Below are 20,446 nucleotides of genomic sequence, written 5' to 3'. Positions count from 1 at the left end.
GCCTAATCAAGAGAGGTGAGGGGCGGGCAGGCGTCCTCATGGGGAGGAGTGGCGTGCCCAGGCGCGTCCGTTCACGACGACAGTCCGTTCTGCCCAAGACGCCGTCCCCGAACCTGTGGCCAGTTACGCCCCACCGGGGCGGGGGCGTCTTATTCAGAACGGCACCTATCGGGCCTGACCGCTGGGGGGTGGGGGAGCCGACGCATTAGCACAGTGCTAAAGCCCATGCAACGCAACCCCACCGCCACCCGCACATCCAGCCGCCTTGTCAGCAAGCCCACCACCTTCACCGTCCCTCAATCCACCCCGTATTCTGCCCACCCTCCCTACACTGAAGCGGTGAATCCAGACAACCCCTACCGCTCCACCCGTCAGCCGGTGCTGGCACGCGGCGGCATGGTGGCGACCTCGCAGCCGCTGGCCGCCCAGGCTGGGCTGTTTGTGCTGCGGGAAGGCGGCACCGCAGCAGACGCCGCCATCGCCACCGCCGCCGCCCTGACGGTGCTCGAACCGACCAGCAACGGGATCGGCGGCGACAACTTCGCGCTGCTGTGGCACGGCGGTGAACTGCTGGGCCTGAACGCCAGCGGCGCGGCGCCCGCCCGGCTGACGCTGGACGCCCTGAACGGCCAGCCCATGCCCCGCCACGGCTGGACCCCCGTGACGATCCCCGGCGCCGTGCGCGGCTGGGCCGATCTGCACGCCCGCGCCGGACGATTGCCGTTCGCCCGATTGCTCGAACCCGCCATTCACTACGCCCGCCAGGGTTATCCACTCAGCCCGGAGGTGGCCCGCCACTGGGCACGGGCGGCGCAGATCTACGGCGCGGTGGCCAGTCCGCAGTTCAGTGAATGGTTCAAGGTGTTCATGCCGCCTGGATTTATCCCAGCCCCCGGCGCCGTCTGGGCCTCTGAGGCGCACGCCCGCACGCTGGAACTGATGGCGGCAAGCGGCGGCGAGGATTTCTATACCGGCCAAACCGCCCAGCGCATCCATGACGCGGGCCAGGCGGCGGGTGGCCACCTCAGCGGCGACGACCTCGCCGGACACGCCTCCGAGTGGGTCAGGCCGATCAGCGCCCGGTATGGCGACCACGAGATCTGGGAGCTGCCGCCCAACGGGCAGGGTGTGGTGGCCCTGATCGCTCTGGGCGTGCTGGACAAGCTGGAGCTGCCGCCGGGGCGCGACGATCCGGCCTCGCTGCACCGACAGATCGAGGCGGTCAAGCTGGCCTTCGCCGACGCCCACCGATCCCTGGGCGATCCCAGGCAGGTTGAGGTGCCCGTCGAGCAGTGGCTTTCCGAAGCGCATCAGAACGAGTTGCGGTCTCTGATCGGCTCGTCGGCCCGCGATCCCCAAACCGACTCGCCCGGCAGCGGCGGCACCGTTTACCTCGCCACCGCCGACGGTCAGGGCAACATGGTCAGCTTCATCCAGAGTAACTACATGGGCTTTGGCAGCGGCGTGGTGGTGCCGGGAACCGGGGTGGCGCTGCACAACAGAGGGCATAACTTCAGCCTCCAGGCGGGCCATCCGAACGTGCTCGCGCCCGGCAAGCGCCCGTATCACACCATCATCCCCGGCTTCCTGACGCGCCAGGGCCGTCCGGTGGGGCCGTTCGGCGTGATGGGCGGTTTCATGCAGCCGCAGGGCCATGTGCAGGTGGTGTTGAACACCCTACGCTCCGGCCTCAACCCCCAGGCGGCCCTCGACGCGCCCCGCTGGCAGTGGCTGGGCGGGCAGCGCGTGGAAGTCGAGCCGGAGCTGGGCGGTGAGGTGCGCTCAGCGCTTTCTGCGCGGGGCCATCAGGTCAGCGTGCAGCCGGAACGGGCCAGCTTCGGGCGCGGTCAGATCATCTGGCGCGGTGAGCACGGCGTCCTGATGGGCGGCAGCGAGAGCCGGGCCGACGGGCAGGTGGCGGCGTTTTGAACAGCGAACGGATTTTCGTCATGGGCGCCAGCGGGCGGGTCGGCGGCGGCGTGGCGCGGGCGCTGGGTGCGGCGGGTGCGGCGTTCCGGGTCGGGCTGCGCTCACCTGAGAAGTGGACCGAACCCTCCGGTGAGGCCGCGTATTTCGATCTGGCCGCCCCGACCACCTACTCGGCCCTGCAAGGCTGCCCCAGGCTGTTTCTGATGTGGCCGCCCGGCACGACGACGGCCCAGGTGGGGGCGCTGCTCATCTCGGCCAGAGCTCAGGGCATTCGTCAGGTGGTCTTCCTGTCGATTCTGGGCGCCGAGAAGGTGCCCGCCTTGCCCCACCGCCGGATCGAGCGGCTGCTGGAACGCTCCGGCCTGGAATGGGTCTTGCTGCGGGCCAGTTACTTCATGCAGAACCTTTCCACCACGCACCGTGACGATATCAAGCGGCGCGGCGAGCTGTTCGTGCCTGCCGGGCGTGGCCGCACCAGCATGGTGGACGCGCAGGACGTGGCCGAAGTGGCGGCGCTGGCCCTGCGAGAAGGCCATGCCAGGGTCGCCTACGACCTGACCGGTCCGGCGGCCCCTGACTACTTCGAGGTCGCCGCCCTCCTGAGTGACGAGCTGGGGCAGACCATCCGCCACGCCGATCCGAGCGCACTGGAATTCGTGCGCCTCAGCGTTCTGCGCGGCGTGGCGCTCAGCTTCGCGCTGTTCATGCTGGCCGAGTACACCGTCGCCCGCCTGGGCCGCGCCGGGCGCGTCACCCGCACGGTGGAGGAGGTGCTGGGCCGCCCGGCCAGCGATCTGCGGGCCTTCGTGCGGCGCGAACGGGACGCCTGGCGCTGAGGGTTCAGACGCCCACCAGCACCTCGCCCAGCGGGAAGGTATGCACCTCTCGCAGCTCGCCGCCGCTCTCGCGGGTCAGTGAGGTGGCGCTGACGGCGAAGCGGCTCTGGGGCGGGTTCAGGGTCTGCAAGGTCTCCCAGACGTCATTCTCGGCCCAGGCGCAGACGCCGATGGCCAGCGACAGGTGCGGGATGAAGGTCTCGCCGTCATACGGGCTGCCTGGCGCACCGGGGATGCTCAGCAACCGTTCGTGCAGCCGTTGCAGCGGCCCGCTCAGCGCGTATTCCAGAAAGATGATGTGCGGAAACTTGCGCCAGCGCAAAAACTCCACTTCAAAGGGCGCCGCGCCGTCCAGGCAACGCCGCACCTCCTGAATCAGCGTCTGGGGGTCGCCCGCGTACTCGAAGGGCACCCGCAGATTCAGGTGAGGCTCCCCAAAGCCGCACAGTCCCAGGCGGCCCTGGACCTCCAGCAGCCACTCGGCGAGTTCGGCGGTGGGCCAGGCCACCACGCTGTAGAGCCCCTTACCCCCCGTACCCATCAGCCGACCTTGTAGCGGCATTCCGACGCGCCGCAGGAAATCTTGGCCTCTCGCACCACCGGCACGCTCAGCAGCTCGCTGTACAGGCTCAGTTCGCTGTGGCACAGCTCCGGAAAGGCGCGGGCCACGGCGGGCGCCGGACAGTTGTGCTGGGTTAGAAACCACTGGCCGCCCTCTTGGTGAAGCCGGGCCGCGTACCCCTGCTCGCGCAGCACCTCGGCTAGCCGTTGCAGGCGCTCGGCCAGATCGCCGCCCTCGCCGATCAGTGGCGCGAGCTTGGCCTGCATGGCGCCGCGCTGGGCGTCCATCACCTGCATCACGGCGCCCTCGCCGAACAGCGTCTGCACCTGGGTCAGCACGTCCACACACAACGCGGCGTAGAATTGCGGAAAGGTCGCCTCGCCCGCCTCGGTCAGCGCATAGACGTGCTGGGGCCGCCCGCGCCCGCCGGGTTTCTCGGTGCGCACCGCCAGTTGCCCGGCGTCGAGCAGGTCTTGCAGGTGGCGCCGGATGGCGGGTACGGTCAGGCTCAGCCGGTCGGCCAGGGCCTGCGCGGTGGCGGCGCCGCAGGTCTTGACCGCCTCCAGCAGCCTGCTCTTGGTGCGCTCGGAGGTGGGCGCTGAGGTGGTCGGGGCTGGATTGGCGGCGTTTGCGCCAGTCGGGGCCGCACTGGCTGAACGTTCGCTCGGCAACTGTGTGGCGGTCATTTGGGTGGCGGTCATTTGGGTGGCGGTCATCTTCAGGCCAGTTGCGCCATCGGCAACTCGGAGAGGGTCTGGACGCTGACCCGTCCGGCGAGGTTCTCGGCGATCTGGATCAGGGCTCTGGCGGCGGGGTTGTCCGGATGGGCGATCACGGCGGGCGTGCCCGCGTCGGCGTCCCGGCGGACCTCGGTGTCGAGCGGCACCTCGCCGAGAAGCTGGTGGCTGCCCAGCTTGCGCGAGCCGCCGCGCCCGAAAATGTCGTAGACCGCGCCGGTATCGGGGGCCACGAAGTAGCTCATGTTCTCGACGACGCCCAGCAGCGGCACGTTGGCCTTGCGGAACATGTCGATGGCCCGCGCCGCGTCGATCAACGCCACGTCCTGGGGCGTGGTCACGATCACGGCGCCGGTCACCTGCACGCTCTGGGTAATCGAGAGCTGCACGTCGCCGGTGCCGGGCGGCAGGTCCACGATCAGGTAATCGAGTTCGCCCCAGGCCGCGTCGCTCAGGAACTGCTTGATGGCCGAGTGCAGCATCGGACCGCGCCAGATCAGCGCCTGACCGGCGGGGGAGAGGTTGGCCATGCTGATGAACCTGACCCCGTGCGCCTGAATAGGCAGCATCTTGCGCTCGGCGTTGCCGACGAGTTTGGCCTCACTCTGACCCAGCATGTGCGCCACCGAGGGGCCGTAGACGTCGGCGTCGAGGAGCCCCACCGCCGCGCCGCTGTTGGCCAGCGCACAGGCAATATTAACGGCCACCGACGACTTGCCCACCCCGCCCTTGCCGCTGCCGATCAGCAGCACGTGCTTGACGCCGGGCATGGCGGGCGTGCCGGTCACGCGCACCTGGGCGCCGAACTCGACGCTCACCGACTCCGCGCCGGGCACGGTCATGACCGCCTCGCGCACGTCGCGCTCGATGGTCGCCTTCATCGGGCAGGCGGGCGTGGTCAGGTTGACCTTGACGGTCACACTGCCGCCGTCCACGTCGATGCGCTCGATCATCCCCAGCGACACCAGATCGCGGTGCAGCTCCGGGTCGTTGACGGTGCGCAGGGCACCCAGCACGGCTTCTCGCATACCCTGCACTTGTATCTCATCCGGGCGTGCTCGGCAAGGCGAGGCGTCACATTAGAGCAGATGTCATAATTAGAGCAGATGTCACAAAAAGACCCTTTTTATGACCGAGCGGAGCGAGTAGTTTTAACTGAGCAAGGCGCAGAGTGGAGGCGCGGGGAGGCTGTTTTCCCCGTGGCGTAATGCGGAGTACTGCTCTAAGCGGTGTGGGGCTCGCCTGGGCGCGGGCGGGTGTCAGGTCTGGACGGTGTGGGCGCCAGGCTGGTCTGCCCCGCCGCATGACGGGCTGCCCGGCATTCCAACGGCGGCTTTGACCTATACTTGCGTTCATGAAGACCGTCGGGCCGTTCGTGGCCGCCAGAGCGCTGGACACGCCATCCAAACACGGCGCTGCCCGGCCTGTGGTCACGCTGCACGCCCTGGACCGCCTGACCGGGATGCCCGCGCTGGTGTACCTGCTGCCCCAGGCGGTGGCCTTGCCCGACCTGCCCGACACGCCCTCGCTGCTGCCCTACGCCGAGGCCGGTGTGCAGCACGGTCAGGCGTACGTGTCCTGCGAACTGCCGCCGCACGCCGCCCAGGCCCGCGACCCGCTGCAAACCGCGCTGGGTGGCCTGCGGGCGCTCAACGCGCTGCACGAGGCCGGACTGATTCACGGCGGCGTCGGCCCCTCGCAACTGTGGGAGTGGAACGGCGACGTGAGACTGGGCGGCGCCGGGCTCCCCTGGGGCGAGGCGCAGGGTGCCCTGGCCGCGCCGGAAGGCGGCGTCAGCTCCGCCGCCGACCTCTACGCCCTGGGCGTGACCTTGCTGCGGATGGGACCGCTCCCGGCGGGCCTGAGCGACCTGCTCAGCCCTTACCCGGCCCAGCGGCCCAGCGCCCGCGACGCCCTGGCCCGTTTCAACGCCGGGCCGCCGCTGCCGCCGGAGCGCACGCCGCTGATCGTGGAGGCGCCCCTGCACCCCCGCGCCGCCGAGGTGGCGGTGCCTGCGCCTCCCACGCCCCTGCCCTTGGTCGCTGACCCGGACGCGCATGAGCATGAGGTGGCAGGTGCGCCTTCAGTCAGCCCGGACCTGAGCATTCCGGGTCAGGGCGGTTCGGATCAGGGCGGTTCGGCACCGACGCCGCACAACGATTCAGGGCAGACCGGACCGCTGCCGACCAAACCAGCGCCGACCAAACCAGTGCAGGCGGTCAACCTGGATGTGCTGGCCGTGGCGCCCGCCTCTTCAGACGCGCCCGCCGCCGAGACGGCCAGAGGCGGCAGCGCTCCACTTCTCGATTGGGACGAGGTGCAGCCCAACGAGGCAGCCTCGGCGAACGCGGCGCCGGAAGCGTCTGCGTTGCTGCCGGAGGCGTCTGCGTTGCCGCCGGAAGCGTCTGCGTTGCCGCCGGAAGCGGTCTTGCCGGAGGTGGCGGCGGTTTCACTCCTCAAGCCCGCTGCCCGGAGGCCTGAATCGCCACCCGTCTTCGCTGCTGCCCTGCCTCTGACCGACGCGCCACCGACCGATACGAAAGTATCCGAAGCCGAGCCGGTGGCCGCGTCTGCGCTTCTCGCTGACCCGCCCACCGCTCACCCGACCACGCCTGATTCGGCTGCCTCGCCGCTGGGCCGCAACACGGCGCCGCGCAGGCTCTCGCCCCGTCAGCTCAAACCGGTCAAGATCGGCTGGAGCCAGGACGGCTCGTGGAAGGCGGTCAAGGAGGGGCAGGGCGGCGCGGCGGATTCGTCTGCCCAGTCGTTATTCGGCCAGTCGTTATTCGGCCAGTCGGGGGCGCGGCGGGCGGTCAACCCGCTCTGGCTGATCGGCGCGGCGGTGGTGTTGCTGGTCACGTTGCTGATCGGGCGACTGGTCAACCGGCCTGCGCTAGCGGTTACGGTTCCTGGCTGCTGCACGGTCACCTCGCAACTCGTCGGCAGTAGCGGCGAGGCCCTGAGCGCCCCGGTCAACATCAATCTGGTCAGCGCTCCAGCCGGTAGCCAACTCCAGGCCGGAGCATTGGTGGGGCAGGCGCCCGGCGCCGTGAAGCTCGACACGCCCGGCGTTTACACCCTCAGCGTCGCTGCCGACGGTTACGCCGCGCAGCAGGTCGAGCTGACGGTGCCGACGCCGGAGCCGCTGAAGATCACGCTGAAGTAGGGGATTCTGGAGTAATGCTGAAAAAATGGATCTCAATATGGTTTGCCAAATCAACCATTCCGATTGTTCTGACAACGGTGATCGTCGTCTTTCTCATCGGAGGCGCAAATAAACTGGAATTTTGGGCCTTCATCGGCTGGTACATCGTCGTAGCCATTGCGGTAGAGCTTGCGCTTTATCTGGTCCGGTCGCTGATTAAACGTCTCAACGGTGGCAAACTCTCGCCTGCCGTGGACCGCTGGCTGTGAAGTGGCTTCGGGGGCGCTATGTCAGCATGAAGCCGAATATGCCTCTCGTTGCTGCTATTATACTGGTTTCCTGCACATTCTCCGCCTTCGATCATGCCAAAGGCTCAGGCTGGCTCTGGATTCTGGACTTCTCCAAACCATTCACCTTTTTGACGGCCTTCTCGGTACTCTTTTGCGCTGGTCTTTTTCTGGTGTTGCCGTTTCTCAGATCGCCTGACCAATTTATCGTCAAGTTGGTGCGCCGCATTTACCACTTCATCGTCACTCCAGCCTGGACCGAACGCTACTGATAATCGTCCAACCCGAACAAAGAAGGCGACCCACTCTCCAGGGTCGCCTTCTTTGCTCCACTTCGCTTACGGCAGATCGAACCCGCTGGCGAAGGCATGCACCTCGGCCTTCACGTCCTCACCCTTCAGCGCCCGGTCGATCAGGCCCGCGATGGTGGGCATGTGCGCCTCGGTCATGCCGCGTGTGGTCACGGCGGGCGTGCCGATGCGGATGCCGCCGCCGTGGATCAGCTTTTCGGTATCAAAGGGCAGGGTGGATTTGGAGATGGTGATGTGGTTGGCGTCGAGCGCCTTGGTCGCCTTGGTGCCGTTCAGGCCGTGCGGGCGCAGGTCGAGGACGAACAGGTGGTTGTCGGTGCCGCCGGAGACGACCCGGTAGCCCAGTCTCTGGAACTCGGTGGCCATCGCCTGCGCGTTCCTGACGACCTGGGCCGAGTAGGCCCTGAACTCCGGTGTCAACGCCTCACCGAAGGCCACCGCCTTGCCCGCGATGACGTGCTCCAGCGGCCCGCCCTGGTGACCGGGGAAGATCGAGCGGTCCAGCCGGGCGGCGATGTCGAGGTCACTGGAGAGCAGCAACCCACTCCTTGGCCCGCGCAGGGTTTTGTGGGTGGTGGTGGCGACCACGTGCGCGTGCGGCAGCGGGCTGGGATGCACCCCGGCGGCGACCAGTCCGGCGATGTGCGCGATGTCGGCGAACAGGATGGCCCCCACCTCGTCGGCGATGGCCCGGAAGGCCGCGAAGTCGATGACGCGGCTGTAGGCGCTGGCTCCGGCGATGATCATCTGGGGCCGGTGCTCGTGCGCCAGGGCACGCACGGCGCCCATGTCGATCAGCTCGGTCCCCTGGTCAACCTTGTAGCCCACGATCTTATAGTTCATGCCCGAAAAGTTGACCGGCGAGCCGTGCGTCAGGTGCCCGCCGTGCGAGAGGTCCATGCCCAGTACGGTGTCGCCGGGCTTCAGTAGGGCGCCGTACACGGCAATGTTGGCGCTGCTGCCCGAATGCGGCTGGACGTTGGCCCACTCGGCGCCGAAGAGTGCCTTGGCCCGCTCGATGGCCAGCGTCTCGATCTGGTCCACGACCTCGCAGCCGCCGTACCAGCGTTTACCGGGGTAGCCCTCGGCGTACTTGTTGGTGACGATACTGCCCACCGCTTCCCGCACCGCCGCGCTGGTGAAGTTCTCCGAGGCGATCAGCTCCAGGCCGGTGCGCTGGCGCTCGGCTTCCTGTGAGATCAGGTCGAAGACCGCAGTGTCACGAACTGGGTCGCGCTGGCCGGTGGCAGGTCGGGTGAGGGTATCAGTCATATACGAAGCGTAACACACCCTCCTGAGCTGACCCAGGGCCAAATCGGACCTGACTGGTTGGGAAAGGCTGCCCGTCTAGACCGCCTGAATGAGTCCGGGCCGGGCCGCTAGACTGGGGCCACTAGACACTGGGTCTACTAGACACTGGGGCCACTAGACTGGGACCGTGACGAAGCCGGTGCAGAGTTCAGAAGCAGCGCCAGAACCTGTTCAGCCAGGGTCCAGACCTCGCGCTCACCGCCTGGCCTGGCGCCGCCTGGTCCACCTCGGTCTGGACGTGGCGTTTACCTTCGTGCTGCCGTATGCGCTGCTGAGTCCGCACCTGTTTCACCTGCCGGACCTGTCGCAGACGCTCGGCAATTACGGCGTCTACGTGCTGGCCGGGCTGCTGCCCACGCTCTACATCGTGCTGGATACCCTCCGGCGGCGGATGCTCAACCCCTTCGGCATTTTTTTGCTGGCCGGTGCCCTCAGCGGCGCGGTGGTCAGCTTCCTGCGGCTCGACGGTGTGTATTTCGCGCTCAAGGACGCCTCGCACTCATTGCTGCTGGTGCTGGCCTGCCTGGTGTCGCTGCTGCTTCGCCGCCCCCTGTTCGAGTTCCTGTTCTACGGCATCGTCTCGCCCGATACTCCGGCGCGGGCGCGTCAGCTCTCGCGGGCGCTGGCCCTGCCCCCGGTGCGCCGTGCCCTGAGCTGGGCGACGGGCCTGGTGGCGATGAAGGCGGTGGTGCTCGGCCTGGCGAGTTATTTCGTGACGGTCCGGCTGGTCACGCTGCCCTTCGGGGTGGTCGGGTTCAACGCCCAGGTGGCCTACGCCCACGCCTTGCTGTTCCCGCTGGCCATCATCCTCGATCTGCTGTTCTACGGCGCCGCCGCCTGGCTGACGTTGAGGGCCACCCGCCGCCTGACCGGAGGCCGCGCCTGGCCGTGGGAGAAAGGGTTCTGGGACGAGTTGGAGGGGGTTAGCTCACGAAACTGAGCGAGGATCAGCTCTCACTCGAACTGGAAGCCACCGGCTATCAGCTTCCTGAGTTGACCGAGCACGACTTGGACGCAAACTGGCTCAATGTTCGGCTCAGGTTGACCGTCGGCTCAAGACAGTTTGTAACGAACTGACCCGGCACTCGAAACGGTAGACTTGGAGCGCACAGCCGAGTAGTTGAGTGAGGTTGCCGCCAATATCGCTGTAGTTTCAGGATGGTAGACCCAGCGCCTTTCTACACACATCTCCTTCACTGAACCGAATCTGGAGGTTGAGGTTCATAACGGTCATCCGGGCGGCGCTCCGGCGACGTTCCGGGTGTACCTCTCGCATGAAGTTCTGCCGCCCTTGGCAGGAGTACCCGGTCAAGCCCGGCTGGACGGCGAGCCGGGTCAGATCTGGCTCGATTTCGGCGTGACCGGGGAGCAGTTGCAGAGTCTGTCTGCTTCACTGCGAACCCAGCTCGGTCTCTACCCGCGCCGGTAAGCCCATCCCGCCCTGCCCACAAGCCACAAGCCACAAGCCACAAGCCTCCAGGCGCTATACTCCGCCTCTGCCTGCTGGCCGCTTCAAAGCGTGACCGGCAGAAGGGAGAGTGCCATGCAAGAACTGCTCGAAAAACTGGCCGCGCTCCGGGAGTATCTTTGACATTCCTGGCAAAACGCGCCGCTTAAGCGAACTAGACCGCGACCTGAGCGACCCCGACCTGTGGAACAAGCCCGAACGCGCCCGGCAGGTCAACCAGGAAGCCGGTGGCCTGCGTAAACTGGTGGACGCCTACGGTGGCCTCAAGTCAGACGCCGACGGCCTATCCGAGATGCTGGAGACGGCTGAACCCGACGAAGCCGAGATGCTCGCCGAGGAGCAGTCCCGCCTGCAAACCGCTGTGGACGAGCTGTACCGCGAAACGCTGTTTACCATGAAGCACTCGGAGGCCGCCGCCATCGTGCGGGTCAAATCCGGCGCGGGCGGCACCGAGAGTATGGACTGGGCCGGGATGCTGGAGCGGATGTTCATGCGTTGGGGCGAGCGGCGCGGCTACAAGGTCGAGCTGATCGACCAGCAGGACGGTGACCAGGCCGGAATCACCAGCGCCGAATTTATTATTCGCGGCGAGCGGGCCTACGGCATGATGGCGCCCGAACACGGCGTTCACCGGCTGGTGCGCGTGTCTCCGTTCGACAGCAACAACCGCCGCCACACCTCCTTCGCCTCGGTGGACGTGGTGCCGGAAGTGCCGCCCGAAGAGATCAATATTCACATTCCCGACTCCGATTTGCGCCGCGACGTGTTCCGCTCGCAGGGTGCGGGCGGGCAGGGCGTCAACACCACCGACTCCGCCGTGCGGCTGACCCACATTCCCAGCGGGATCGCGGTGGCCTCGCAGGTGACGCGCAGCCAGATCAAGAACCACGACATCGCCCTCCAGATTCTCAAGCAGCGCCTGTACGACATCGAACTCCGCAAGCGCGAGGCTGAAGAGATGGCGGCGCGGGGCGAGCAGAAGAAGATCGAGTGGGGCAACCAGATTCGCAGCTACGTGCTCGACAAGCAGTATGTCAAGGACCACCGCACCGGCGTGATGCGCCACGACAGCGCTGGCGTGCTCGACGGCGACCTCGACGAGTTCATGTGGGCGGGCCTGGAGTTTCTGGCCGGAAAACGCGCCGCCGAGGAACTGGAGGTCGAGGAGTAGCAATGGATTCCGAAGAATTCCTCACCTCGGAATTTTTCCGAGCGAAGCGAGTTGGAAAAGGCTTGGGTTTCGGGAGCTTGCGTTTCGGGAACTTGGGTTTCGGGAATGGTAGGCGCGTCCAGTGCGGTGCCGGATGTGCCGAGAATGGACGGAATCTAAGCTGGATGGTTACGGCCTGGACGGACCTGCCATGAGCGACTTCGACGCCCTCCAGCGGGCCACTGAGGCGTCGGCGCCGGAGCGTCAGGCCGAGGCGCAGACCTGCGAGGCGTTCCTGATGGCGCTCTACCATGCGCTGCGGCACGCCAGCGGGCCGGGACTGCCGCTCAACAACGTCGCCACCGAGCTGACCAGCGATCCGGCCACCAAGCTCAGGCCGCCGCCGCTGGGAAGCTGGTCCGCCGCCTGGTTCCGGCTGGGTCTGTGCGAGGTGCTGATCCGGGTCCGCCGTGACGGCCAGGATTACGTGGGCGAATACGGTCCCCACGGCCAGTTCCGGCTGCATCTGGTGAGCGAAAACGAACTGCTGGCCCTGGGCCGGGAAGTCACCCGCCACCTCACCCGCCTCTACGAACGAGACAGCGGCCAGGGGCGCCTGAAGAACTGAGCGTACAAAAAGCCCAGTAAACAGGCCCAGACGTTTATCATCCGGGCCTGCATTTATCATCCGGGCCTGCATTCCGATTCGTTTACTACTTTTTCTCCAGCACCGTCTTCGGCGTTTCCGGCGTCGTTTCCGGCGCGGCCTCGGCTCTGGCGGCGGGGGGCAGCGGGAGCACCGTGCCGTACTGGTCGGCGTGGGCCTTTTCGCTGGGAAGGCGGAAGTCGCGCACCGGTACGTCGCGGGCGGCGAAGGCGACCTGTCCGGCGGTCTGCTGGGCACGGGTCACGTTCAGGTTGCCCTGCGGGTCGGCGTGGGCCTGCTCGCTGGGCGCCCGGAAGTCGCGCACCACCACGTCCTTGCTGGCTCTGGATTTGTCGGCTTTGGGCGTCTTGGCTCTGGGCGTGCTGGCTTTGGGCGTGTCGGCTCTGGGCTTGCCAGGCTCCGACCCGCTGGTCTGAGGTGCCTTCAAGGTCTTCGGCTTGCTCGCCGCTTTGCCCGCGCCCGGCTGAGACGCCTCGGCTTTGCTCAGCAGCTTCTCGGTCAGCTCGGCGAGTTTAGGCGCCAGATAGCGCTCCTGAAGGAATCGGAAGGCGAAGGTGCCCGCCGTCGCCAGAATCGCGCCGCTGATGCCGCCCGTAGCGCCCTTGTGCCGGGCCTGGGCTTTGGAAAAAGCCTTCTGGTCTTTTTTCGATAGGGTGTCGTCCACGTAGATTTTTCTGGTTTTGGACAGGCTGCGGCCCAGCAGCAGGCCGATGACGGCGCCCACACCGCTGGCGACGCCCAGCATTTTGAGCGGCTCGCGTTGCATGCGGGCGTGCAAGCTGGCCTGCTCGCCGAGCTGGTCCACCGATTCTTGCAGCCGGATTCTGGCTTCCTCGCGCTCACTCATACGGATTGCGCTCCATTCCCGCACCGTCGGAAAAGCGCCGCCTGCGCGTGCATACCGCAGCACCCGTACTCACTCTTGCTCCCGCTGGTCGGATTTGCCCCGCACTCTGTACGGGATTCAGTCGAAGTCCATATCACTTCAGTAGCCATCACTTCAGTAGCCGCCTTTTTTCATCTCTTCTTTATACGTCGGTTTGGTGCTCACCGGAATACCCTCGGCCTGGGCGGCCCTGCTTTTGTCGGGCACCTGGGGTCCGGCCCCTTCGAGTTTCTGGCCGTGATGACCGGCGTCTGTGCTGCTCGTAGGACCGCTCACCGGGCTGCTTGTAGGACCGCTCACCGGACCGTCGCCGCTGTTGTTGCCCGCCTGGGGCGTACTCGGCACGATGTCCTGCTTGTCACGGCCTTCTATGGCGCTGCGCCCGGTGCCTTCGACCTTGGCGCCGCCGTGCAGGTGGACGGTCTGCACCCCGCCCTGCTGCTGGCCTGGGGTGACTCTGGCGCGGCCCCCGACCAGTTCGGGGTCGCCCTTCAGGTCGCTGACCTTGGCGGTGTAGGGCACCTTCAGGTCGTAGTCCGGGGCACTCCCTGTATCCGCTTTCACGGGGGCCGAGAGGCGGCGCAGGCCGATGATGACCAGCACACCGGTCAGGCCGAAACTGGCCAGCGCGATGAACAGCGCCGCCGCCCAGGCGCCCAGGCCCAGCCGCATCAGGCCGTAAAAGACCGCCAGGATGATAAAGATCAGGCCGAGAATCAGAGGTCCGGTGGCCGAGAGCAGCAGCACCACGCCGACGCCCTTGGCTTTGGCCGTGTCGGCGGCGCGTTTGCCCAGCACGCCCGCCTCGGTCTTGATGAGATTCACGGCGGCGTCGAAGACGTCTATGAGTGACCCGCCGAGTCCTTTGTTTGGTTCCATGTCGTGTGTCCTCCGTAAAGCAAGCTCTCCAGCAAAAGCCCTGATCTGCCTAGCATAATGGCTGCATGCAACCCGGCAGGCAACTTGAAGGAACTGTAAACTTAGCTCCAGACCCTCAGACATACCGGCGAACGCCCGCCCAGCGCAGTAATTTTCTGGAAGTTACCGCGCGGGGCTACGCGCTGTGGCGTGCCCGGTCATTGTCGCTGCTGACCGGCGGGCCATTGTCCCTGTGCGCTGAGGCGGCCTACTTCACGGCGCTGTGCCGCCCGCACCCCGGCGAACACTGGCTGGACGTGGGCACCAGCGCGGGCTTCTACGCGGGCGTGCTGGCGCGGGCCGGAGCGCAGGTCACCGCCTGCGATATCAGCCCGGCCATGCTGCGCGAGGCCGCCCGGCGCGAGCCTCACCCGAACATTTACTACGCGCTGCTCAACGCCGAGCGCAGCGGCCTGCCAGGCGAGAGTTTCAGCGGCGTAACCATCGGCGCCACCACCGGTGAGACGGCCAGCCCGCAGGCGATGCTCGCCGAGGCGGCGCGGCTGCTGATCCCCGGCGGCCAGCTCTGGATCATGGCCCAGGCCCGCGACGGCTCCGGCGCACAGGCGCTGCTGACCCGCTTCGGCGGCCTGAGTTTTGCCGACGAGGCGCAGCTCACCGCCTGGTTGCCCGGCCTGCGGCGCACGGACTTCTGGCGGCGCGGCAATATCGTCTTCGGTCGCTGGATCAAAAGCTGAACGGGGTCAGCGCTGCCGCTCCTGGCGCGGGTCATCAAGCGCTCATGTGTGGCCCCTGGTCAGGCATCTGTAAGAATGAGCCATCTTCCGCGCCGGGCATTGCGTTTAGACTGCCGATCAGGAGGGCCTGTGCCAGACAGTGACCGACAACGCGGCTGGACTCCAGATCAATCTGGCGCTGCCCAACTCGCCGCCGCTTTGCAGCACTGCCGCGAGCTGACCCGTTCTCATTCCAAGACCTTCTACTTCGGTTCCCGGTTTTTTCCGCTGGCCCAGCGCCAGGCGGTCTGGGCGGTGTACGCGGCCTGTCGGCGCGGTGACGACATCGCCGACGAGCCCGGCGGCGGCGAGGTGGCCCTGGAGCGCTGGTGGCAGTCGACCTGCGCCTCGCTGAGCGGCCAGCAGACCGGCGGGGGCGGGCCGCACCCCATCGACACGGCGCTGAGCTGGGCGGCCTGGCAGTTCCCGATTCCCCAGAGCGCTTTTCACGAGCTGTACCTGGGCCTGCAAATGGACCTGGGCGGCGCCGAATACCGCGATATGGCCGATCTGGAGCTGTACTGCCGCCGGGTCGCGGGCGTGGTCGGCTTCATGATCGCGCCGATCTGCGGTTACGGCGGCGGTGAACAGACCCTGCAAAACGCGCTGCAACTCGGCCAGGCCATGCAGCTCACCAACATTCTGCGCGACGTGGGCGAGGACCTGGAGCGTGGCCGGGTGTATTTGCCCGCCGATCTGATGGCCCAGTGCGGCGTGACCCGCGCCACGCTGGAAGCAGGCCAGGTCACGCCCGGCTACCGCGAGCTGATGCGCGTCCTGAGCGCCCAGGCCAGGGCCTGGTACAAGCAGGGCCGCGCCGGACTGCCGTACCTGCACGGTTCGGGCCGCCTGGCCGTCACCGCCGCCGCCCGCGCCTACGAGGGCATCCTCGACGCGCTGGAAGCCAACGACTACGACAACTTCAGCCGCCGCGCCCACGTCAGCGGCCCGCGCAAGCTGATGATGCTGCCCGGCGCCTGGTGGGAAGTCCGCTCAGGGCCGAATCTGGTGTGAAGCGAGCTTGATTTGGACCGTAAAGCGGGTTGATGCTCAGGTCGGCGTCGACCGATGTGGTTTTGAGCCTGAGCAGACCAATCCAGACCAGTCAATCCAGACCAGTCAATCCAGACAACATAACTTCCCGCCAACATTCCTACAAACGAGGCTTTCGCATGACCATCTCTTCAATCCCCGACGTTCAACCGCCCCACTTCGCGCCGCGCCGCAAGACCGCCCTGATTATCGGCAGCGGCATCGGCGGGCTCGCACTCGGCATCCGGCTTCAGAGCCTGGGCTTCGACACCACTATGCTGGAGCGCCTGGACGCGCCGGGCGGGCGGGCACTCCAGCGCCGCGCCAACGGCTACGTCTTCGACATGGGGCCGACCGTGATTACCGTGCCGCAATTTATCGAGGAGCTGTTCGCCCTGGAGCGGGACCGCGCCCACCTGTCGGAGCCGGACTTTCCGGGCGCCATGCTCGCAATTCAGCCGGGCCAGCGCACCGAGTACGGCCCGCACACCAAAAAGTACGTCGAGTTGGTGCCGATCTCGCCGTTTTACCGCATCTACTTCGACGACAAGACCTACTTCGATTACGACGGCGATCCGGTCAGCACCCGCGCTCAGATCAAGGCGCTGGCCCCCGATGACCTCCAGGGTTACGAGGACTTTCACCGCGACGCCGGGGCTATCTTCCAGCGCGGATTTCTCGAACTCGGTTACACCCACTTCGGCGACGTGACCAGCATGCTCAGGGCCGTGCCCGACCTGATGAAGCTCGACGCGGTGCGCACGCTGTTTTCGTTCACGAGCAAGTATTTCACCAGCCCCAAGATGCGCCAGGTGTTTTCCTTCGAGACCTTGCTGATCGGCGGCAACCCGCTGAGCGTGCCCGCCATCTACTCCATGATCCACTTTGTAGAAAAGACCTGGGGTATTCATTACGCCATGGGCGGCACCGGGGCGCTGGTGCGGGCGTTCGTTCGCAAGTTCGAGGAACTCGGCGGCGTCATTCAGTACAGCGCCGGGGTCGAGGAACTGATCGTCGCCAAGGAAGGCCGTCAAAAAGTGGTGCAGGGCGTCAAGCTTGAGGGCGGGGACGAGCGCCGCGCCGATATCGTGGTGAGCAACGGCGACTGGGCCAATCTGTACCTCAAGCGCGTGCCCAGAGCCATGCGCCGCATCAACTCGGATACCCGCCTGAAGCTCGCGCCCCAGAGCATGAGCCTGCTGGTGATCTATTTCGGCTTCCGTGACGACCCCGCCCGGCCCCTGGACCTGCGCCACCACAACATCATCCTGGGGCCGCGCTACGAGGAGCTGCTGCGCGAGATTTTTGGTCAGAAGGTGCTCAGCCCGGATTTCAGCCAGTACCTCCACGTGCCGACCATCACCGACCCGTCGCTGGCTCCGGCGGGCCACCACGCCGCCTACACGCTGGTGCCGGTGCCCAACAACGCCTCCGGGCTCGACTGGGCCGTGCAGGGGCCGAAACTGGTGCAGCGCGTGCTGGATTTTCTGAGTGAGCGCGGATACATCCCCGACCTGAACAGCCGCCTGACCCACCTCGATTACGTCACGCCCGATTATTTCGAGCAGACCTTAGATAGCCACCTCGGCAACGCCTTCGGGCCGGAGCCGGTGCTGGCCCAGTCGGCATATTTCCGGCCCCACAACCGCTCTGAAGACCTGGCGCGGCTGTACCTGGTCGGCGCAGGCGCCCAGCCCGGCGCGGGCACCCCCAGCGTGATGATGTCGGCCAAGATGACGGCCCGCCTGATCGCCGAGGACTTCGGTATTCATCCGGAGATCGTCAAATAGCCGCTCAACAGGGTCTCCGAACACAGTCTTTCAAAACAGCCGCCCAGCGAGACTGTTCCCGTTGGGTGAAGACGCCTTTTCATGCATCCGAATCGGCGGCGCGAAAGCCTGCCAGGACGTACTTTTCGGCTCTCAAGGCGCCGAGTGGTCAGGGTGCTAAAGACTCAGCCGGATCAGGTTGATCTCACCACGATCAGACCAATTTATGTCAAAATAGGAAAGTTGCGCTCAGTCCAAATGGGCGGCGCGGCGTCAGTACGGGTCTGTCAAGATTAGCACTCTTCTTACCCTACGGACACGCTGAAGTTTCTTCATAACTGATTGTTCGCGGCTCACGGCACAGCCCCAGCACTGCTCAACACCGCGCAGCCGCAACATTGCCCTACCAGCCTCGGAGGCGACATGTTTAATCCCCCCACTGTCGAAGACCTGCAAGAAACCCGCCGCGCCAACGAAAAACTGGTGCTGGCCGCCCTGGACAGCAAGCCCGAATGGGTCGAGACCGAACTGGCCAAGACCACCAGCCTGGCGCTCTCGCACCTGCGGGCCGCGCTGGCCAGCCTGCTCGACCAGGGCCGGGTGCGCCGCCTGCCCGGCACCGGCACCCGCGCCGTCTACGGCCTGGCCGATCCGGGTCTGGCCGACGTGCCCGCCACGCCGCTGACCTCCGACGCCCGCAAGATCCGCGATTACCTCGAAGGCCGCGCCGACAGCGCCCTGCACATGGCCGAGCAGCTCCGCATGACCCGCGAGGACATCATGGTGGCGCTGAGTCTGCTCAATGCCCACAAGCAGATCACCTGCACCTTCGTGGGCAGCCTGGTGGTCTTCCGATTGCGCGAGGCCCAGGCGCTGATGGACCAGAAAGACACCAAGAAAAAGCAGGTTGCGTAAGTTCGGCGCGTAAGTTCAGTTTTAAGAGTGGCGTAATGGAGCGGCAAGCCTGAGAGGGCGGGCCGCTCCTTTGCTGTTGCCGATTTGCCGCTATAACGGAGTGTGCCGATGCCCGAAGTAATGCCCGCCCGTTTCCTGCTGCTCGCCCCGCTGATCGAGAGCCTGGTCGCCGAGCGCAAAGTCCGCGCCGTCGCCGAGGTCGGCCCTGCTGACCTGCCTGCCTGGGCCGGAACTCAGCCGAGCCTCCTGACCTTCGAGCGTGGCCTGGACACCGCCCAGACGGGCACGGTCCAGATAGGTGCAGTCCAGATGGGTTCAGTCCAGACGCAGATGCGTTCCGGTGTGAGCATCCTGCGCCAGCCGTATGACTCGCTCGAACGCTGGCTCGACTGGGACACGCTGCGCACCGAGCCGGGAGCGCTGCGCCGCCTGGCACTCTGCCGGGCCGTCTACGACCCCACCGGTCATCTGGGGCGCATCAGCCGCACGCTCGCCGCGCTGAGTGCCGGGCAGCTCGAAGAGCACCGCCACCAGCTTCTGAATCAGGCCGAGTACCGCTTAGGCGCCGCTCAGGCGCTGCTGGGGCCGGGCGGCAGTCTGGCCGCGCAACTGCTGGTGCTGGCCGACGTTCGGCAACTGGCCACCGAGCTGCTGTACCCGGCGCTGCTGACCCACCTGCACCTGTGGCCCGGCCAGCCCGGTGACCTGCGGTTGCCGCACCTGTGGCGTGCCCAGCTTGGGCTGCGCTGCCCCAAGGCCGTCTACCGGCTCGACGCGCTGCAAGGCTTCGGCGGCGAGGCCCAGGCCAGGCAGGTGCTGCTGGCCAGCCGGGGCCTGAACCTCACCGAGCAGGAAAAACGTGCCCGCCTGGCCGTTCAGCACGGCTACTACGACGGCGCCGTGCTTCAGTTGCGCTCGGAGGCCGCCCGAATCTGGCGAGCCGACATCGAGCGCTGGACCTACCTCACCTCCGCACGCCGCGACAAGCTGGGCACGCTGCTGGGCGCCTCGGTCAGCCCGCTGGGGCCGGTGGCCGTGGAACTGGCCCGTGAACTGGTGGAAGACGTGCGGGTGGGGCGGTAGAGAGAGGCTTGTGGCGCGTGGCCTGTGGAAACAGATGGGAAGTGGGGAGTGGATTGTAGGGAGTGGGAACAGATGGAGGGCATGCGCTTCGCTTATTCCCCTCTCCCCGCTGCTTCGCAGCGCCCCTCTGCAAGCACTCGTCGTGAACGGACGCCCATGAGGACGCCACTCCTCAGGTCTGCGACTCTCCCGTAAGGGGCGAGGGATCAACGACAGGCGCCCAGACGCTGTTTTTCGCTGAAATCAATCAGAATATTCCAGCGAAGTCAGGTATGGGCAGTTGCGGAGCACGGGCTCCCTACGTGACCTACACGATGTGGAGAACGCCGGGAGACAAAGCGCGTCTGAGACAAACCAGATGTACCATGCACAGCGCAGCGACAAGCTCCCTTCAAGGTTCTATTGACACGTCAGCTCATCAAGAGAGGTGAGGGGCCTTATCAGGCAGAACGGATTGTCGTCGTGAACGGAGCGGCCAGGCCCGATAGGTGCCGTTCTGGACAAGAACGCGCCTGGGCACGCCACTCCTCCGCCTGGGCACGCCACTCCTCCCCTTGAGGACGCCTGCCCGCTGGGGCTTATCGTTACCCACAAGTCAGTCATCGACCGAAGAAGAGCCGAGACTGAAGGATGACAACGGCACAATGGCAGGATGAAGTGACGTGGGCGGCGGGGATCTGGGGTGCAGCGGATTTAGGTGATC

At 66.4% G+C, this 20,446-nt stretch carries 20 protein-coding genes; 14 read left to right on the top strand and 6 right to left on the bottom strand.

Going from position 1 to position 20,446, the window contains the following annotated elements; translation table 11 throughout:
* Positions 1-396: 396 nt before the first annotated feature.
* Both Q0R23_RS14860 and Q0R23_RS14855 read left to right on the top strand, forming a co-directional pair.
* Positions 397-1,929 (top strand): gamma-glutamyltransferase family protein, encoded by a 1,533-nt coding sequence (locus Q0R23_RS14860; RefSeq protein WP_293914203.1) that lies wholly within the window; start codon positions 397-399, stop codon positions 1,927-1,929.
* Positions 1,926-2,765: an NAD(P)H-binding protein gene (locus Q0R23_RS14855; protein WP_293914199.1), complete on the top strand. Its 840-nt coding sequence runs from the start codon at positions 1,926-1,928 to the stop codon at positions 2,763-2,765. The genes Q0R23_RS14860 and Q0R23_RS14855 overlap by 4 nt, the downstream gene beginning before the upstream one ends.
* Before the next feature lie 4 nt (positions 2,766-2,769).
* Here the strand turns inward: Q0R23_RS14855 and Q0R23_RS14850 are convergent, their stop codons facing one another.
* Genes Q0R23_RS14850 through Q0R23_RS14840 form a run of 3 tightly spaced genes read right to left on the bottom strand, consistent with a single transcriptional unit; the run spans position 2,770 to position 5,092 of the window.
* Positions 2,770-3,327, bottom strand: coding sequence for a 2'-5' RNA ligase family protein (locus Q0R23_RS14850; protein WP_293914198.1), 558 nt, complete (start codon positions 3,325-3,327; stop codon positions 2,770-2,772).
* Complete coding sequence (locus Q0R23_RS14845; RefSeq protein ID WP_293914196.1) at positions 3,306-4,028, bottom strand: metalloregulator ArsR/SmtB family transcription factor; 723 nt, start codon at positions 4,026-4,028, stop codon at positions 3,306-3,308. Before Q0R23_RS14845 ends, Q0R23_RS14850 begins: the two co-directional genes overlap by 22 nt.
* Before the next feature lie 17 nt (positions 4,029-4,045).
* On the bottom strand, positions 4,046-5,092 hold the full coding sequence (locus Q0R23_RS14840) for an Mrp/NBP35 family ATP-binding protein (protein ID WP_293914194.1): 1,047 nt from the start codon (positions 5,090-5,092) through the stop codon (positions 4,046-4,048).
* 326 nt (positions 5,093-5,418) lie between these two features.
* Between Q0R23_RS14840 and Q0R23_RS14835 the strand changes: the two genes are divergently transcribed.
* From Q0R23_RS14835 to Q0R23_RS14825, 3 genes are read left to right on the top strand one after another with little or no spacing between them, the layout of a single operon-like run.
* Positions 5,419-7,230 carry a hypothetical protein gene (locus tag Q0R23_RS14835; RefSeq protein ID WP_293914192.1) on the top strand — a complete coding sequence of 604 codons (1,812 nt, stop codon included), beginning with the start codon at positions 5,419-5,421 and terminating at the stop codon, positions 7,228-7,230.
* A 14-nt stretch (positions 7,231-7,244) separates the two neighbouring features.
* A complete protein-coding gene (locus tag Q0R23_RS14830; RefSeq protein WP_293914190.1) occupies positions 7,245-7,478 on the top strand; it encodes a hypothetical protein in 234 nt (77 codons plus the stop codon).
* Between the two features lie 38 nt (positions 7,479-7,516).
* Entirely contained in the window at positions 7,517-7,768 is a 252-nt protein-coding gene (locus tag Q0R23_RS14825) for a hypothetical protein (RefSeq protein ID WP_293914188.1), read from the top strand.
* 66 nt (positions 7,769-7,834) lie between these two features.
* Here Q0R23_RS14825 and glyA read toward each other — a convergent pair whose 3' ends face one another.
* A complete protein-coding gene (gene glyA, locus Q0R23_RS14820; protein WP_293914186.1) occupies positions 7,835-9,079 on the bottom strand; it encodes a serine hydroxymethyltransferase in 1,245 nt (414 codons plus the stop codon).
* A 166-nt stretch (positions 9,080-9,245) separates the two neighbouring features.
* Between glyA and Q0R23_RS14815 the strand changes: the two genes are divergently transcribed.
* The 4 genes from Q0R23_RS14815 (at position 9,246) to Q0R23_RS14800 (ending at position 12,364) form a co-directional block, all read left to right on the top strand.
* Positions 9,246-10,058 carry a VC0807 family protein gene (locus tag Q0R23_RS14815; RefSeq protein WP_293914184.1) on the top strand — a complete coding sequence of 271 codons (813 nt, stop codon included), beginning with the start codon at positions 9,246-9,248 and terminating at the stop codon, positions 10,056-10,058.
* 351 nt (positions 10,059-10,409) lie between these two features.
* Positions 10,410-10,547 carry a hypothetical protein gene (locus Q0R23_RS14810; RefSeq protein WP_293914182.1) on the top strand — a complete coding sequence of 46 codons (138 nt, stop codon included), beginning with the start codon at positions 10,410-10,412 and terminating at the stop codon, positions 10,545-10,547.
* A gap of 114 nt (positions 10,548-10,661) precedes the next feature.
* A protein-coding gene (prfB, locus tag Q0R23_RS14805; protein WP_293914180.1) for a peptide chain release factor 2 occupies positions 10,662-11,757 on the top strand; the annotation gives its coding sequence in 2 pieces (ribosomal slippage) (positions 10,662-10,706 and positions 10,708-11,757; 1,095 coding nt in all).
* 190 nt (positions 11,758-11,947) lie between these two features.
* Positions 11,948-12,364, top strand: coding sequence for a hypothetical protein (locus Q0R23_RS14800; protein WP_293914179.1), 417 nt, complete (start codon positions 11,948-11,950; stop codon positions 12,362-12,364).
* A gap of 85 nt (positions 12,365-12,449) precedes the next feature.
* On the opposite strand, the gene Q0R23_RS14795 is transcribed toward Q0R23_RS14800, so the two are convergent.
* Positions 12,450-13,250, bottom strand: coding sequence for a hypothetical protein (locus Q0R23_RS14795; protein WP_293914177.1), 801 nt, complete (start codon positions 13,248-13,250; stop codon positions 12,450-12,452).
* 153 nt (positions 13,251-13,403) lie between these two features.
* Positions 13,404-14,168, bottom strand: coding sequence for a phage holin family protein (locus Q0R23_RS14790; protein WP_293914176.1), 765 nt, complete (start codon positions 14,166-14,168; stop codon positions 13,404-13,406).
* A gap of 224 nt (positions 14,169-14,392) precedes the next feature.
* On the opposite strand from Q0R23_RS14790, the gene Q0R23_RS14785 reads away from it, so the two are divergent.
* The 5 genes from Q0R23_RS14785 (at position 14,393) to Q0R23_RS14765 (ending at position 19,743) form a co-directional block, all read left to right on the top strand.
* Positions 14,393-14,905, top strand: coding sequence for a class I SAM-dependent methyltransferase (locus tag Q0R23_RS14785; protein ID WP_293914175.1), 513 nt, complete (start codon positions 14,393-14,395; stop codon positions 14,903-14,905).
* A gap of 216 nt (positions 14,906-15,121) precedes the next feature.
* Positions 15,122-15,958, top strand: coding sequence for a phytoene/squalene synthase family protein (locus tag Q0R23_RS14780; protein WP_293914201.1), 837 nt, complete (start codon positions 15,122-15,124; stop codon positions 15,956-15,958).
* Positions 15,959-16,116: 158 nt separating this feature from the next.
* Positions 16,117-17,766 carry a phytoene desaturase family protein gene (gene crtI / locus Q0R23_RS14775; RefSeq protein WP_293914173.1) on the top strand — a complete coding sequence of 550 codons (1,650 nt, stop codon included), beginning with the start codon at positions 16,117-16,119 and terminating at the stop codon, positions 17,764-17,766.
* Between the two features lie 402 nt (positions 17,767-18,168).
* Complete coding sequence (locus Q0R23_RS14770) at positions 18,169-18,660, top strand: transcriptional regulator (protein ID WP_293914172.1); 492 nt, start codon at positions 18,169-18,171, stop codon at positions 18,658-18,660.
* Positions 18,661-18,768: 108 nt separating this feature from the next.
* Positions 18,769-19,743: a hypothetical protein gene (locus Q0R23_RS14765; RefSeq protein ID WP_293914170.1), complete on the top strand. Its 975-nt coding sequence runs from the start codon at positions 18,769-18,771 to the stop codon at positions 19,741-19,743.
* Positions 19,744-20,446: the final 703 nt, after the last annotated feature.

This window comes from Deinococcus sp. (assembly GCF_025362455.1).
Classification (GTDB): Bacteria; Deinococcota; Deinococci; order Deinococcales; family Deinococcaceae; genus Deinococcus.
Note: the sequence above shows the minus strand (reverse complement) of the source record. Positions and strands in the feature narration are given on the sequence as shown.

Bases quoted from the DNA above. Each gene is read 5' to 3' on its own strand.
- Q0R23_RS14860 (WP_293914203.1), top strand. From the start codon at position 397: ATGGTGGCGACCTCGCAGCCGCTGGCCGCCCAGGCTGGGCTGTTTGTG.
- Q0R23_RS14850 (WP_293914198.1), bottom strand. From the start codon at position 3,327: ATGCCGCTACAAGGTCGGCTGATGGGTACGGGGGGTAAGGGGCTCTAC.
- Q0R23_RS14845 (WP_293914196.1), bottom strand. From the start codon at position 4,028: ATGACCGCCACCCAAATGACCGCCACACAGTTGCCGAGCGAACGTTCA.
- Q0R23_RS14840 (WP_293914194.1), bottom strand. From the start codon at position 5,092: ATGCGAGAAGCCGTGCTGGGTGCCCTGCGCACCGTCAACGACCCGGAG.
- Q0R23_RS14835 (WP_293914192.1), top strand. From the start codon at position 5,419: ATGAAGACCGTCGGGCCGTTCGTGGCCGCCAGAGCGCTGGACACGCCA.
- Q0R23_RS14830 (WP_293914190.1), top strand. From the start codon at position 7,245: ATGCTGAAAAAATGGATCTCAATATGGTTTGCCAAATCAACCATTCCG.
- Q0R23_RS14825 (WP_293914188.1), top strand. From the start codon at position 7,517: ATGCCTCTCGTTGCTGCTATTATACTGGTTTCCTGCACATTCTCCGCC.
- glyA (WP_293914186.1), bottom strand. From the start codon at position 9,079: ATGACTGATACCCTCACCCGACCTGCCACCGGCCAGCGCGACCCAGTT.
- Q0R23_RS14800 (WP_293914179.1), top strand. From the start codon at position 11,948: ATGAGCGACTTCGACGCCCTCCAGCGGGCCACTGAGGCGTCGGCGCCG.
- Q0R23_RS14795 (WP_293914177.1), bottom strand. From the start codon at position 13,250: ATGAGTGAGCGCGAGGAAGCCAGAATCCGGCTGCAAGAATCGGTGGAC.
- Q0R23_RS14790 (WP_293914176.1), bottom strand. From the start codon at position 14,168: ATGGAACCAAACAAAGGACTCGGCGGGTCACTCATAGACGTCTTCGAC.
- crtI (WP_293914173.1), top strand. From the start codon at position 16,117: ATGACCATCTCTTCAATCCCCGACGTTCAACCGCCCCACTTCGCGCCG.
- Q0R23_RS14770 (WP_293914172.1), top strand. From the start codon at position 18,169: ATGTTTAATCCCCCCACTGTCGAAGACCTGCAAGAAACCCGCCGCGCC.
- Q0R23_RS14765 (WP_293914170.1), top strand. From the start codon at position 18,769: ATGCCCGAAGTAATGCCCGCCCGTTTCCTGCTGCTCGCCCCGCTGATC.